At 71.4% G+C, this 12869-nt stretch carries 13 protein-coding genes; 5 read left to right on the forward strand and 8 right to left on the reverse strand.

What is annotated here, in order from left to right:
- The first annotated feature begins 44 nt into the window (after positions 1 to 44).
- Positions 45 to 530 (forward strand): TspO/MBR family protein, encoded by a 486-nt coding sequence (locus F5972_RS30740; RefSeq protein WP_150938556.1) that lies wholly within the window; start codon positions 45 to 47, stop codon positions 528 to 530.
- Positions 531 to 576: 46 nt separating this feature from the next.
- On the opposite strand, the gene F5972_RS30745 is transcribed toward F5972_RS30740, so the two are convergent.
- On the reverse strand, positions 577 to 1086 hold the full coding sequence (locus F5972_RS30745) for a MarR family winged helix-turn-helix transcriptional regulator (RefSeq protein WP_150938559.1): 510 nt from the start codon (positions 1084 to 1086) through the stop codon (positions 577 to 579).
- A gap of 85 nt (positions 1087 to 1171) precedes the next feature.
- Between F5972_RS30745 and F5972_RS30750 the strand changes: the two genes are divergently transcribed.
- Together F5972_RS30750 and F5972_RS30755 are read left to right on the forward strand one after the other, a co-directional pair.
- Positions 1172 to 3475, forward strand: coding sequence for a phosphoketolase family protein (locus tag F5972_RS30750; RefSeq protein WP_404803089.1), 2304 nt, complete (start codon positions 1172 to 1174; stop codon positions 3473 to 3475).
- Between the two features lie 198 nt (positions 3476 to 3673).
- Positions 3674 to 4153, forward strand: a complete 480-nt coding sequence (locus tag F5972_RS30755) for an NUDIX domain-containing protein (RefSeq protein WP_150938563.1) — start codon at positions 3674 to 3676, stop codon at positions 4151 to 4153.
- Between the two features lie 335 nt (positions 4154 to 4488).
- Here F5972_RS30755 and F5972_RS30760 read toward each other — a convergent pair whose 3' ends face one another.
- The 6 genes from F5972_RS30760 to F5972_RS30785 all read right to left on the reverse strand — a co-directional run bounded on the left by F5972_RS30760 (position 4489) and on the right by F5972_RS30785 (position 9034).
- Complete coding sequence (locus F5972_RS30760; RefSeq protein WP_150938565.1) at positions 4489 to 4746, reverse strand: hypothetical protein; 258 nt, start codon at positions 4744 to 4746, stop codon at positions 4489 to 4491.
- A gap of 247 nt (positions 4747 to 4993) precedes the next feature.
- Positions 4994 to 5659, reverse strand: coding sequence for a response regulator transcription factor (locus tag F5972_RS30765; protein ID WP_150938567.1), 666 nt, complete (start codon positions 5657 to 5659; stop codon positions 4994 to 4996).
- Complete coding sequence (locus F5972_RS30770; RefSeq protein WP_150938569.1) at positions 5656 to 6801, reverse strand: sensor histidine kinase; 1146 nt, start codon at positions 6799 to 6801, stop codon at positions 5656 to 5658. The genes F5972_RS30765 and F5972_RS30770 overlap by 4 nt, the downstream gene beginning before the upstream one ends.
- A gap of 5 nt (positions 6802 to 6806) precedes the next feature.
- Positions 6807 to 7229, reverse strand: a complete 423-nt coding sequence (locus F5972_RS30775; protein WP_150938571.1) for a hypothetical protein — start codon at positions 7227 to 7229, stop codon at positions 6807 to 6809.
- A gap of 195 nt (positions 7230 to 7424) precedes the next feature.
- Entirely contained in the window at positions 7425 to 8318 is an 894-nt protein-coding gene (locus F5972_RS30780) for a Vgb family protein (RefSeq protein WP_150938573.1), read from the reverse strand.
- Positions 8319 to 8482: 164 nt separating this feature from the next.
- The gene (locus F5972_RS30785; protein WP_150938575.1) at positions 8483 to 9034 is read right to left on the reverse strand and encodes a TetR/AcrR family transcriptional regulator; all 552 of its coding nucleotides are present in this window, start codon (positions 9032 to 9034) and stop codon (positions 8483 to 8485) included.
- Positions 9035 to 9133: 99 nt separating this feature from the next.
- Here F5972_RS30785 and F5972_RS30790 point away from each other — a divergent pair, with 99 nt between their 5' ends.
- On the forward strand, positions 9134 to 9874 hold the full coding sequence (locus F5972_RS30790; protein ID WP_150938577.1) for an SDR family oxidoreductase: 741 nt from the start codon (positions 9134 to 9136) through the stop codon (positions 9872 to 9874).
- Positions 9875 to 9942: 68 nt separating this feature from the next.
- Positions 9943 to 11163 (forward strand): hypothetical protein, encoded by a 1221-nt coding sequence (locus F5972_RS30795; RefSeq protein ID WP_150938579.1) that lies wholly within the window; start codon positions 9943 to 9945, stop codon positions 11161 to 11163.
- Between the two features lie 25 nt (positions 11164 to 11188).
- Here the strand turns inward: F5972_RS30795 and F5972_RS30800 are convergent, their stop codons facing one another.
- Complete coding sequence (locus F5972_RS30800) at positions 11189 to 12466, reverse strand: cytochrome P450 (RefSeq protein ID WP_191910393.1); 1278 nt, start codon at positions 12464 to 12466, stop codon at positions 11189 to 11191.
- Between the last annotated feature and the right edge of the window lie 403 nt (positions 12467 to 12869).

Raw genomic sequence — 12869 nt, forward strand, 5'->3', positions numbered from 1 at the left:
CGCATCCGTGAGTACACCGGGCTGAAAGGGAAGAAAGGCCCCTTATGGGACGCACATCGAAGAAGACGCTGACCTGCACCGCCCTCGCCGTGACCGCCGCCGCCGTGGCAGGCGGCCTCGGCACCGACCCCCGTTCCTCCTGGTACCACCGGCTGCGCAAGCCGTCCTGGCAGCCGCCCCGGCAGGCGTACGGCCTGGTCTGGACACCGCTGTACGCGACGATCGCCTACGCCTCCGCCCGCGCGCTGTCCCTGGGGGACGAGCGCTCCCGGCCGGCCCTGCGCCGGGCGCTCGCGGCGAACCTCGCGCTCAACGCGGCCTGGCCGCCGCTGTTCTTCAAGGCCCGCAGCCCGCGCATCGCGCTCGCCGAACTGGTCGCGCTCAACGCGTCGAACGTCCTGCTGACCCGCCGCTTCCTCCGTCAGGACCGCGCGGCGGGCCTTCTGCTGCTACCGTACACGGGGTGGACGCTCTTCGCCACCGCGCTCAACGCCTCCATCGCCCGCCGGAACCCGCCGGAAAAGGCGTAACGGGGGGCCGCGGCGCGCGGACTCCGCGACGGGTCGGGGACGGGGGCTACTGGGCGGCGGGGTCGAGCTGGGGGGAGCGCTCGGCCTCGTCCGGCGGCTCCTGGGACTCCAGGGCCGTGAGGATCGTGGTGAGGACCTCCCGGAACCTCCGCACCTGGGTCGTGGTGAGGGGGTCGAACAGCACGCGGCGGACCTCCTCCACGTGGCCCGGCGCGGCCTCCACGAGTGCCGCGAAGCCTTCGTCGGTGAGTTCCGCGACGGTCGTGCGCCGGTCTTCGGGCCGCTTGACCCGCCGCACCCAGCCCTTCTCCTCCAGGCGGGAGACGGCGTGGGAGAGGCGGCTGACGGAGTAGCGGAGAATGGAGGACAACTCGCTCATCGTCATGGTCCGGCCCGGCGACTCGGAGAGCACCACGATGATCATGTAGTAGGCGTGCGGGATGCCCGAGTCACGCTGTAACTGCCGCTCTAGGGCGTCCTGGAGGAGCTGGCTCGTCCTGATGTAGGCGCGCCAGGTGCGCTGCTCCTCATCGTCGAGCCATCGCGTGCCGGACATGCGCCAAGACTACCGGTCGGTCGGCACAATCTTTGTGGGCCAAAGACCCTGGTTCGATCGTTCCGTGCAGGAAAGTCTCAGGGGCATGGACGAAATGGAGCGCATCGACGCCTACTGGCGGGCCGCGAACTACCTGTCCGTCGGGCAGATCTACCTGATGGACAACCCGCTGCTGACCGAACCGCTGAGTGCCGAGCACGTCAAGCCGCGGCTGCTGGGCCACTGGGGCACCACCCCCGGGCTCAACTTCTGCTTCGCCCACCTGAACCGCGTCATCCGGGAACGCGACCAGGAAATGATCTATATCGCCGGTCCCGGGCACGGCGGCCCGGCCGCGGTGGCGCACGCCTGGCTGGAGGGCACCTACACCGAGCGCTACCCCCACATCACCCGGGACGCGACCGGCATGCGCCGGCTGTTCCGCCAGTTCTCCTTCCCCGGCGGCATCCCCAGCCACGTGGCCCCCGAGACCCCCGGCTCCATCCACGAGGGCGGCGAGCTCGGCTACGCCCTGTCCCACGCGTACGGCGCGGCCTTCGACAACCCCCGCCTGGTGGTGGCGTGCGTCGTCGGGGACGGCGAGGCCGAGACCGGCCCGCTGGCCACCGCCTGGCACTCCAACAAGTTCCTGAACCGGGGCGGTGACGGGGTGGTGCTGCCGATCCTGCACCTCAACGGCTACAAGATCGCCAACCCCACCGTGCTGGCCCGCATCCCCGAACCCGAGCTGCTCAAGCTGTTCGAGGGGTACGGCTACCGCCCGCACATCGTCTCCGGCCACGAACCGGCCGAGATGCACGAGCTGATGGCCGGCACCCTCGACACGGTCTTCGACCAGATGGCCGACGGCGGCCCGCTGCCGATGATCATCCTGCGTACGCCGAAGGGCTGGACCGGGCCGCGCGAGGTCGACGGGCTCCCGGTCGAGGGCACCTGGCGCGCCCACCAGGTGCCGCTGACCGACGTGCGCGACCGCCCCGACCGCCTGGAGACGCTGCGGGAGTGGATGCTCTCCTACCGGCCCGAGGAGCTGTTCGACGCGGACGGCCGGCCGGTCGAGGCCGTCACGGCCACGGTGCCGGACGGGCCGCTGCGGATGAGCGCCAGCCCGCACGCCAACGGCGGGGAGCTGCTGCGCCCGCTCGTGCTGCCCGACTTCCGCGACTACGCCGTCGAGGTCAAGAGCCCGGCCACCGCCTCCACCGAGCCGACCCGCGTGCTGGGCGGCTTCCTGCGGGACGTGATCGCCGCCAACCCGGAGAACTTCCGGCTCCTCGGCCCGGACGAGACCGCGTCCAACCGGCTGTCGGCGGTGTTCGAGGCGACCGGCAAGGAGTGGGAGGCCGCCCTGCTGCCGACGGACGAGAACCTCGGCCCGGCCGGCCGCGTGATGGAGGTGCTCAGCGAGCACCAGTGCCAGGGCTGGCTGGAGGGCTACCTGCTGACCGGCCGCCACGGGCTGTTCAACTGCTACGAGGCGTTCATCCACATCGTCGACGCGATGTTCAACCAGCACGCCAAGTGGCTGGAGTCGTCCCGCAAGATCCCCTGGCGCAGGCCGGTGGCCTCGCTCAACTACCTGCTGTCCTCGCACGTGTGGCGGCAGGACCACAACGGGTTCAGCCACCAGGACCCCGGGTTCCTCGACGTGGTGGTCAACAAGAAGGCCGAGGTGGTGCGGGTCTACCTGCCGCCGGACGCCAACACGCTGCTGTCGACGGCCGACCACTGCCTGCGCTCCCGCGACTACGTCAACGTCGTCGTCGCCGGCAAGCAGCCCGTGCTCGACCTGATGAGCATGGACGAGGCGGCCGTCCACTGCGCACGCGGGCTGGGCATCCTGGAGTGGGCCTCCACCGACGAGGGCGCCCACCCCGACGTCGTGCTGGCCTGCGCCGGGGACGTGCCGACCCTGGAGACCCTCGCCGCCGCCGCGATGCTGCGCGAGCACCTGCCCGAACTGAAGGTGCGGGTGGTCAACGTGGTCGACCTCATGCGGCTGCAGCCGGCCTCCGAGCACCCGCACGGGCTGCCCGACGTGGAGTTCGACGCGCTGTTCACCACCGACCGGCCGATCATCTTCAACTTCCACGGCTACCCGTGGCTGATCCACCGCCTGACCTACCGGCGTACGGGGCACGAGAACCTGCACGTGCGCGGATACAAGGAGGAGGGCACCACCACCACGCCGTTCGACATGGCGATGCTCAACGACATCGACCGCTACCACCTGGTGATGGACGTGATCGACCGGGTGCCCGGCCTGGGCAGCACGGCCGCCCACCTGCGCCAGCGCATGGCCGACGCCCGGCTGCGCGCCCGCGCCTACACCCGCGAGTACGGCGAGGACCCCGCCGAGATCCGCGACTGGACCTGGCCCGCCTCCTGACCCGGCGCGGCCGGGAGCCGGCACGACAAAACGAGACGCCGACACCGTCGACGGGTTCCCCGGCCTCAGGGCCGGGGTTCAGCCCTCCTGGCGCAGGTCAAAGGAGATGGCGGCTCTGCTCCTGTCCGGACGGGCATCGGCATGCACGCGTGCTCCGTACACCTGCCACACCCGGTCACGTTGGGGAGGAACGAGGGCATGACACCTGAGGGGTATGGTCGTTCGCCGGCCCGGCACCCGTCGGCGTCCGCGCTGCTGATCACCGACGAAGCGAGCCGGGCTCTGCTGGTGCGGCCCACGTACAAAGACGGCTGGGAGTTTCCCGGCGGGGCCGTCGACCCCGGTGAAACCCCCTGGGAGGCCGCCGTCCGGGAGGCCGGCGAGGAACTCGGCATCACCTGCCGCATGCCCCCTGTGCTGCTGTGCGCGGACTGGATGCGCCCTCGTGGCCACGACCTCGGGGGGTTCCGCCTCGTGTTCGACGGCGGCGTGATGACCGCGGGCGAACTGGCGGAGATCCGGCTGCCGGTCGAGGAGCTGAGCGACTGGACGCTGGCCGACCCTGCTGACGCGGCCGCGTACCTGCCTCCGGAGCGGGTGCGCCGCCTGCGAGCAGCCGTCCAGGCGCGGGCGGCCGGCCGGATGGCCTACCTGGAAGACGGCCACCCGGTCACCTGACCCGTTGCGGTCAGGCGCCGAGGTCGCGCAGCACCTCTCGGCCGGCGCCCCGGCCGTGCGCGGCAGGAGCCGGGTGATGTCGTCAGCTCGTGCGGCCGGCGACGACACCAGCGAGGTGGGGTAACCGGCGGGCATCTTGGTCGAGTGCCTGCCCGCCGGCTCGTACCCGCCGGTGAAGTCCCCCGAAGGGGCCTGATGCGGTGACTCTCCCCGTCGAAGCTGCGGCTGCACCCCGACGTGCAATCCGCGTCACGAACTCCGCATGATCACGTGGTGGCTGTTCTCATGCCACCTCAACGCGAAGTTCCCTGGAGTACTGGTCGGCGACTGGGTGATCAGTTGTGAAGCTTCCCACTGGCGCCGCCGCAGCTCCAGTAGATGCGGAGGTAGTAAGACCCATAGAGGCCCCCTACGGTGCCGCTCACGGTCCCCGAGCCGACGTGGCGGTGGTAGACGACCACCCCGTTGCCGGCGTCGATGATCTGGAAGTCGGCCTGAGCGCAGAGGAAGCCGCCTTCCACGTAGTAGGCGATCTCGTGGGCGCCGCTCGCGGGAATGTTGGCGGTGGTGCACCCGGAGGAACCGAGGTTCACGACACAGTTCACCTCCGTGTACGCCTGCGCGGTACCCGTCCCCAGCGCGCTGGCGGTTGCGAATCCTGCCGCTGCGAGCACTGCCCCGGCTACGCGTCTTTTCAGTCGATTCATGGCTAGCCTCCCGTGATGATCTCTTCTAGTAAAGATCACCTGACAAGTGGTAAACCGTCAATGTCTGGAGGGCGCTTTTTTGGACGGACGGACGCCGGGATTCGGCGTTGGTGGCCGGCCTTTGCTTTCGATGTCACGTGCCGGGGCGTACCAGGCCGCTCTCGTAGGCGAGGATGACCAGCTGGACCCGGTCGCGCACGTCCAGCTTGGCGATGGCCCTGGTGATGTGGGTCTTGGCGGTGAGAGGGCTGATGACGAGGCGCTCGGCGATCTCGTGGTTGGAGAGTCCGAGCGCCACGAGCTTGACCGTCTCCAGCTCCCGGGAGGTGAGGACGGTCAGCCGCTGTCCCGCGCCGGGCGTGAGGTCCTGCCGGTGGGCGAACTGCTCGATGACACGGCGCGTCACCCCCGGAGACAGGAGCGCGTCTCCGTCGGCGACGGCGGCGACCGCCCGGCGTAGTTCGGCGGGTTCGACCTCTTTGGTGAGGAAGCCGCTGGCTCCGGCGCGCAGGGCGGCGAAGACGTGTTCGTCGGTGTCGAACGTGGTGAGGATGATGACCCGGCAACCCGGAGCGGCCGTCCCGGTGATGATGCGCTTCGTGGCGGTGATCCCGTCGGTGCCCGGCATGCGGATGTCCATGAGGATCACATCGGGGCGGGTGCTCGCGGCCAGGCGCACGGCTTCGTCGCCGTCTGAGGCTTCGCCGACGACCGTGATGTCCCGGGACCGGGCCAGCAGACTGCGGAAGCCGGCCCGTACGAGTGCCTGGTCGTCGGCGAGGAGCACCTTGATCGTCATGCGGCCGAGCCTGCCACAGGGATGTCGGCCCGCACGGCGAAGCCGCCGGGGACCGGCCCCGCGGTGAGCTCGCCCCCGAGTGCGCTCACCCGCTCGCGCATGCCGGTCAGGCCATGCCCTTCGGTGGCATCGGCGCCACCTGGGGTGCCGCGGCCGTTGTCGGTGATCTCGACGGTGACCGAGCGGGGCCGGTAGCCGATCGTCACCTCGGCCCTGCTCGCCCCCGCGTGCTTGAGCGTGTTGGCGAGGGACTCCTGCACGACGCGGTGGACGGCGATGGCGGTGATGGCGGGGACGGCCGCGCGGTCGCCGTGCTCGTCGAGGGTCACCTCGAGCCCGGCGGCGCGGGTGTCGGCGATGAGAGTGTCCAAGGAGGCCAGATCCGCCTGGGGTGCGGTGCCGGCGGGGTCGTCGCGCAGGACCGTGACGAGGGAGCGGAGGTCGGCCATCGCCCGGTTCCTGACGTTCTTCGCCAGGTGCAGCGCTTCGGCGGCCGCGGCGGGGTCCTCCTCCAGAGCGTCGGCGGCGACGTTGAGCTGAACGCCGGCGACGGCCAGCGTGTGGGCGATGACGTCGTGAACCTCGTGCGAGACGCGCAGCCGTTCCTCGGCGGCGTGCGCGCGTCTGTCGGTCTCACGCAGCCGTTCGCGCCAGCGCATCGCGGCGGCGTACGTGAGACCCGCGGCGATGAGAACCGCCAGGAGCAGTCCTTCCCCCGCGACGTGGACCAGGTAGCGGACCGGGTTGCGGTCCAGGACCCCGCGGAAGTCGACGGCGGAGTAGACCAGCTGGACCAGGCCGATGGCCGGCACCCACCGCACGTGTGGCGTGGTGGCGGCGGTGAAGTAGGCGACCGCGGCCGGCCAGATCCAACCGGCGGGAGACCAGTGTCCGGTGAGGTGATAGACGAGGATCCCAGCGATCGACAGCAGCAGCACGGTCATCGGCCGGCGGCGTCTGACCAGCAGGAGCGCTCCGAGCAGCAGCCCGAGAGGGATCGCGCCTTCCCAGGGGTTGTGCACCCCGGTGGCGAGGGCCACGGCGACGAAGAAGACCAGCGTGAGGGCGGCGAGCGTGATGTCGGTGATCCGGGCCAGGTGCCGGACCGGCGCGGGCCCACGTCGCGGATGCGGATCGGCCACGTGAATCAGACGTGGGTGACCAGGAGGGTCACGCCTGCCTCGCCGCCGCAGTCGACGAGGACAGGACCGACGCCGTTGCCGATCCTGGGGGCGAGGGTCGCCTTCGCCATGAACCCCTTCGGGTCGTCCTCGACGATGCGGATGTTCCGTAGCACCGGGTGCTCCCTGTCGAGCCCGGCGATCACGGCCTTGAGCCCCTTGCCGCCGCCGCAGTGACCGGTGATCGTCACCTCCTGGCTGCGCCTGGTGGTGGGATTGGGGCTGACCTGCACCACCGCCCTGGCGCCCTTCGGCGGCTTCGGCGCGGCCGTCGCAGCAGCGGCCTCGCCGGCCGTGCCGGCCCGGGCACCAGCCGGCGCGCCGGTCGATCCCAGCAGACCGGCCGTCAAGCTCAACCCGGCGATCGCGGTCAGCGCTCTCCTGCTCATGGCGACTCCTTTTCTCATCCGGCTGTCTCGACGAGAAACGCTAGGCCGGGCCGCGGCGGGAGCGCGTCGTCCGTTGATCGTCACCTGACCTTGCACCGTTCGCTGTACGCGCTACACCGAACGGAGTAGGCGCCAGGCCTCAGCGACCGCACGAGGCCGGCACTGTCGCCGCCCGGGTGAGGAGGACGGGCGGGATCATGGGGCCAGCCGGGCGACCGCTCCTGTTTCCAGGGCGGTCCACACAGCACCGTCCGGGCCCACCGCGATGCCGTGGGGTTCCGATGCGGGGGTGGGCAGGTCGTGCTCGGTGATCACCCCCGCAGGAGTGACGCATCCGATGCGGTTGGCGCCCCATTCGGTGAACCAGCACTCTCCGGAGGGCGCCGTGGTGATGGCGTGGGGTCTGGCGCTCCGATCGGGCAGCGGGAACTCCTGGATCGCGCCGTCCGCACCGAGCCTGCCGATCTGCCCCGCTCCGATTTCCACGAACCACACCGCGTCGTCCGTCCCGCACGTGATGCCCACCGGTGCGGCGCCGTCGGTGGGCAACCTGTGGAGCGTCACCGTGCCGTCGAGGTCGAGCCGGCCGACGGCGTTGGCCTGGTTGAGGGTGAACCACAGTGCGTCGCCGGGGCCGGAGGTGATCATGGAGGGGAACGCTCCCTGTGCGGGGAGGGAGAAGTGGGTGATCTGGCCGTCGGTGGTGATGCGGCCGATCCGGTCGGTGTTCATCTCGGTGAACCACAGGGCGCCGTCCGGGCCCGCGCAGATGCCGAAGGGGGCGCCGGGTTGGGGCAACGCGAAGGCCGTGAGGGTCCCGTCGGTGGTCATCCGGCCGATGTGGTGGTCGGCGGACCGGGTGAACCACAGTGCCCCGTCCGGGCCCGCGGTGATCACGCTCGGCCTGCACTCGGCGGGACCCGCGGGATACCGGCTGAGCTCGCCGTCGACGGCCAGGCGGGCGATCTCGCCGCTGTGGACCAGGGTGAGCCACAGCGCGGCGTCGGGCCCGGTCGTGATGCCGTAGGGACCGGCCTTCGCATCCGCGATCGAGAGCTCCCGAATCGATGGACGATCAAAGTGCGGCAACGTCTGTGTCCTTCCCAGGGTCAGGGCGCTCGCGCGGCGTCGGGAACGAGGCGGTCGTCGACACCCTGCCCGTCAGCGCCGAATCAAGGCAACCCGTTTCACGCGGCGCGACTCGGCCGCGCCCTGCGGAGCCGCGCGGAACACGCCGCCGCCGGTGCGCCCGCTCAGGGGTGAGGGCGCAGGCCGTTGAGGATGACGTCCAGGAGGCGGTGGGCGCGGGTGTCCCACTCGGCGGGCTCCAGGCGGGTCAGGTAGCCGACGAGCAGGATGACGTCGCGGGCGTCCACGTCGGGGCGGATGACGCCGTCGGCCTTGCCCGCGTCGAGGAGCAGGGTCAGCGCCTCTCCGATCGGGCCGAGACTGTGCGCGGACAGGTCCTGCCACACCGCCACCTCGAGGGCCGCGAACACCCCGCGCTTGATGCTCGCGTACTCGGCCACCCGGTCCAGCCAGCGGGCCAGGGCGGGCAGCGGCGCGTGCCCGGCGAGCAGCGCCGGTGCGGCGGCCACGAGGTCGTCCACGTCCGTGCGATAGACCTCGGCGAGCAGGGCCTCACGGGTCGGGAAGTGGCGATACAGGGTGCCCTGGCCGACGCCCGCCCGCTTGGCGATCTCGTTGAGCCGCACCTCGTCCGCGTTCGCGATGACCTCTCGTGCGGCCCGGAGGATCCGTACGCGGTTCTCGGTGGCGTCGGCTCGGCGGCGGGGTTCGTTCATCGGTCCTCTACGGGGCGGGGCAACTAAGCGGACACATGTCCGGTACGGTGGGTGCGGACCTAAGCGGACACATGTCCACTTTATCTGGAGGAGATTCTCATGTCAGCCATCAGCGGCAAGGTCGTGGCCGTCACCGGGGCGAGCAGCGGGATCGGCGAGGCCACCGCGCGCCTGCTCGCCGAGCGGGGCGCCGCCGTCGTGCTCGGCGCCCGGCGAACGGAACGGCTCGACGCGATCGCCCGCCAGATCCGTGACCGCGGGGGGCGCGCCGTCACCCGCGCCGTCGACGTCACCGCCCGCGAGGACCTCGAAGGGCTCGTCGGCCTGGCCGTGACGGAGTTCGGACGGCTCGACGTGCTGGTGGGCAACGCCGGCATCAGCAAGATCGGCCCTATGGCCGACCTCGACGTGACCGGCTGGTCGGCGATGATCGACGTCAACCTGCGCGGCGTGCTGCACGGCATCGCCGCCGCGCTGCCGGTCTTCCGCGAGCAGGGGCAGGGCCACCTCGTGACCACGGTGTCGACCGCCGGGCTGAAGATCACGCCTACGATGGCGGTCTACGCCGCGACCAAGAACGCCGTACGGACCCTCCTGGAAGGGCTGCGGCAGGAGTCGACCGACGGCGTGCTGCGGACGACGGCGGTCTCGCCGGGCTATGTGCGGACGGAACTCCCCGGCTCCATCGACGATCCCGAGGTCCGCGAGGAGATCCGCCGCACCATGGACCGGCACGCCATCGCGCCGGAGGCCGTCGCCCGCGCCGTCGCCTTCGCCGTCGAGCAGCCGCGTGACGTGGAGATCGGAGAGATCGTCATCCGCCCGACGACCCAGAACTGATCCGGTCGCCCGGTGCCTGGGCGCCCGGCCGGTCCCGGCACACGATCCGGCGCGCGACAATCCCCATCGTGACGTCTCCCGATGTGACCATGTGGCTGGCCGGTCCGCGCGGCACACGCGTGGAGCTGCGACGGCAGGGGTCCCGGGTCAGCGAGCGTCACGGAAGCCGGGCCGAGGTGCTGATCGACGACGTGGACGAGGACGTCGCCGCCGTGCACTTCGAGCTGGCCGTGGACCGATACGTCGCCGGCGGATACTCCCCCCGTACGCAGGAGGCGGCGCGCGGCGTCCTCGGCGCCCCGCCGGACGACGCCGGATACGCGTTCGCCTTCGCCGCCGAGGTCGGCGGCACCCGGGGCGAGCTCATCAGGGCACAGGCGCTGCGGCTGTGGGAGGACGATCAGGCGGCACGGGACGCCGAGCGGGCGGCGATCGAGGCGATCGACTCCCAGGTGTCCTTCTACGGCCTGCTGGACGACCATCTCCTTCTGATCCCGGACGGACCCGCGATCCACGCGTACGTCGACGGGCACGATGTGGTCTCACTCGTCGACGGGCTGGCCACCGCGAAGGGCATGACACCGGGCCGGCTGGGCTTCGACCCCCAGCGCGAGCCCTGGCGGATCGATCTCATGGGCCGGCACCGGCTCCGGGGCCTGCTCGCCGGCGAGCACATGAGCCGGCTGCGCTCGCTCCGGATCCGCACCTGGGGTGGCACCGCCCAGCTCGACCCGGTCCTGAGCTCCTACTCCGCCCGTGACCGGCTCAGCCACCTGTGCCTGCCGAGCCAGCGCGACGACCTCGCCGAAGAGCCGGTCGCCGGGCGATACCCCGGGCTGCGCGCACTGGAGTGTCCCGCGTGGCAGGTGGCGGGGCTGCTCCGGGACGGGGCGCCCCGGCTGCACACGCTCGTGGCGTACGGCGCGGACGAGCGCACGCCCTCTCTGCTGGACCTGCTGGCCGGGCTCTCCCTGCCCGCCCTCCGCCACCTCGCCCTGTGGGAGACATACGTGGATCCCGCGACCCTGGGCGCCTCTCCGGTCGTCGCGAGGCTGGCCACCCTCGACCTGTGGAAGGTCAACGACGCCCCACGCTTCGACTTCTCCGCCCTGCTGCGGCAGCGGCGGGAGCTGGCGCATCTGGAACGGATCGTCGTCCCCGGGCACTGCGTCCCCTCCAGCACCGTCGGCCGGTTCGCCGACTGGCCGCAGGTGACCTTCGCGAGTCACGACCGCCGCGAGCTGCTCGCGCTCGACATCGACACCCGGGGATACCCGCTCGCCATGTGAGCCGGGAGCCCCTTTCAACGGCGGGTCAGCGCGGGTTCCGCTCGGTCAGCCGCAGGGTGAGGCCGTGCGGCTCCAGGTGCAGCCGGGGCCGCGGGCGTACGGAGCCGGGGCAGGGGTGCATGCGCCAGGACCGGACGATGCCGGCGAGGGAGAGCGTCAGGTCCATGAAGGCGAGTTCGTAAGCGATGCATTTGGACTCTCCCGCCCCGAAGGGCAGCCAGCCCTTCACCTGATGCGGGTCACGTCCGTCCCACCTGTACGGATCGAAGTCCTCCGGGGAGGGGAACAGGTCGGGCCGGTGGTGCAGCACGTACGGGCTCAGCAGCACCTGCGCCCCGGCCGGGATGCGCCGGGAGCCGATGGTGGTGTCGGTGACGGTCACCCGCGGGAAGATGTAGCTGGGAGAACGCCTCCGCAGCACCTCGGCGACGACGCCTCGGGTGCGGGGGAGCCGGGCCATCACCTCGGCGGCGGTGTGCTCCTGGCCGAGCTGTGCGACGGCCTGCGCCTCGTCGGCCACTTCGGCGTCCAGTGCGGAGTCCTGGGAGAGCTGGTGCAGGGCCCAGGCGTGGCCGACGGCGGTCGCGGTGATCCCGCCGAGGAGCACGGTCATGGCCGTGTCGCGCACTTCCTTGTCGCTCAGCCGGTCGCTGTCGAGGGCGGTGGTGAACATGGACATCAGGTCGCCGTGGTCCTTGCCGTCCTTCCGGTAGGCGGCGATCTCCTCGTCCAGGAAGCGCAGCAGCCTGGCCTCGCTCGCGCGATAGCGGCGATTGCGGCCGGTGGGCAGGCGGTTGAGACCGGGGGCGATCATCCGCAGGATGGTCTGGTGGTCGACGAAGTCGGTGACGGACTGCCGCAGCCCGGCGACCTCCGGTCCGAGGTCGCGGCGGCAGAACATGGTCGCGAGGTTGGAGCGGGTGGCCAGCGACCGCATCTCCGGCAGCACGTCCAGGACCTGTCCGTGCCGCCACGTCGCGGTGACGGCGTCGACCTGGGCCTGGATGGTCCGGGCATAACCGGTCATCCGGCCGCTCTGGAAGGCGGGCTGCGCGAGCCGGCGGAGTCGTTTGTGCTTGGCCAGGGGGCAGGTGGCCATGCCGTCCCCGACGATGGACCGCATGTTCTCGTAGAACACGCCCCCTTTGTCGAAGGCGTGGTCGGAGTTCCTGAGCACGCGCTGGGCCGCCTCCGGCGAGCACACCACATAGGTCGGCGTCCGGCCGAACCGCAGCTCCACGACCTCGCCGTGGCGTGGCAGCGACGCCAGCAGGCCCAGCGGGTCGGTGAGCAGGGGTTTCACGTGGCCGAGCAGTGGCCGGCCGCCCGGTGCCCTGGGCGGCCGGCCGGCATGTTCCGGCGCCTTCCCGCGCTCGGGTGCCCCGTCGTGATCGAGGCCGCCGCGCGGGGCGCGTCGAAGTGGGGAGCGCATGATCCTCCAGCCGTCCTGAGGTCGCTCATCGCCATGGCTCGGCGACTCCACGTAATCATTGCCGGGTCCGGCCGGGAACTGGCGGCACGGTGACAGGCGCATGGCGAGCGGGTCCCGGCGCGTGGCCGCGTACGGGACCCGGCCGTCCACCGGCCCGGCGTCTGGAGCGGCCCGCCGCGCCCCGGGGCCGGGAGCCGGGACGAGAAATCGGGATGACGGCACCGGTAGCATCGGAGGCATCGGAGCCGCCGCCTCTCCGCGTGCGCGCTACATC

Source organism: Microbispora cellulosiformans (genome assembly GCF_008728085.1).
Taxonomy (GTDB): Bacteria; Actinomycetota; Actinomycetes; order Streptosporangiales; family Streptosporangiaceae; genus Microbispora; species Microbispora amethystogenes.

Excerpts from the sequence above, each read along its gene's own strand:
- F5972_RS30790 (WP_150938577.1), top strand. The coding sequence starts at position 9,134 with ATGTCAGCCATCAGCGGCAAGGTCGTGGCCGTCACCGGGGCGAGCAGC.
- F5972_RS30755 (WP_150938563.1), top strand. The coding sequence starts at position 3,674 with ATGACACCTGAGGGGTATGGTCGTTCGCCGGCCCGGCACCCGTCGGCG.
- F5972_RS30785 (WP_150938575.1), bottom strand. The coding sequence starts at position 9,034 with ATGAACGAACCCCGCCGCCGAGCCGACGCCACCGAGAACCGCGTACGG.
- F5972_RS30750 (WP_404803089.1), top strand. The coding sequence starts at position 1,172 with ATGGACGAAATGGAGCGCATCGACGCCTACTGGCGGGCCGCGAACTAC.
- F5972_RS30775 (WP_150938571.1), bottom strand. The coding sequence starts at position 7,229 with ATGAGCAGGAGAGCGCTGACCGCGATCGCCGGGTTGAGCTTGACGGCC.
- F5972_RS30745 (WP_150938559.1), bottom strand. The coding sequence starts at position 1,086 with ATGTCCGGCACGCGATGGCTCGACGATGAGGAGCAGCGCACCTGGCGC.
- F5972_RS30765 (WP_150938567.1), bottom strand. The coding sequence starts at position 5,659 with ATGACGATCAAGGTGCTCCTCGCCGACGACCAGGCACTCGTACGGGCC.
- F5972_RS30740 (WP_150938556.1), top strand. The coding sequence starts at position 45 with ATGGGACGCACATCGAAGAAGACGCTGACCTGCACCGCCCTCGCCGTG.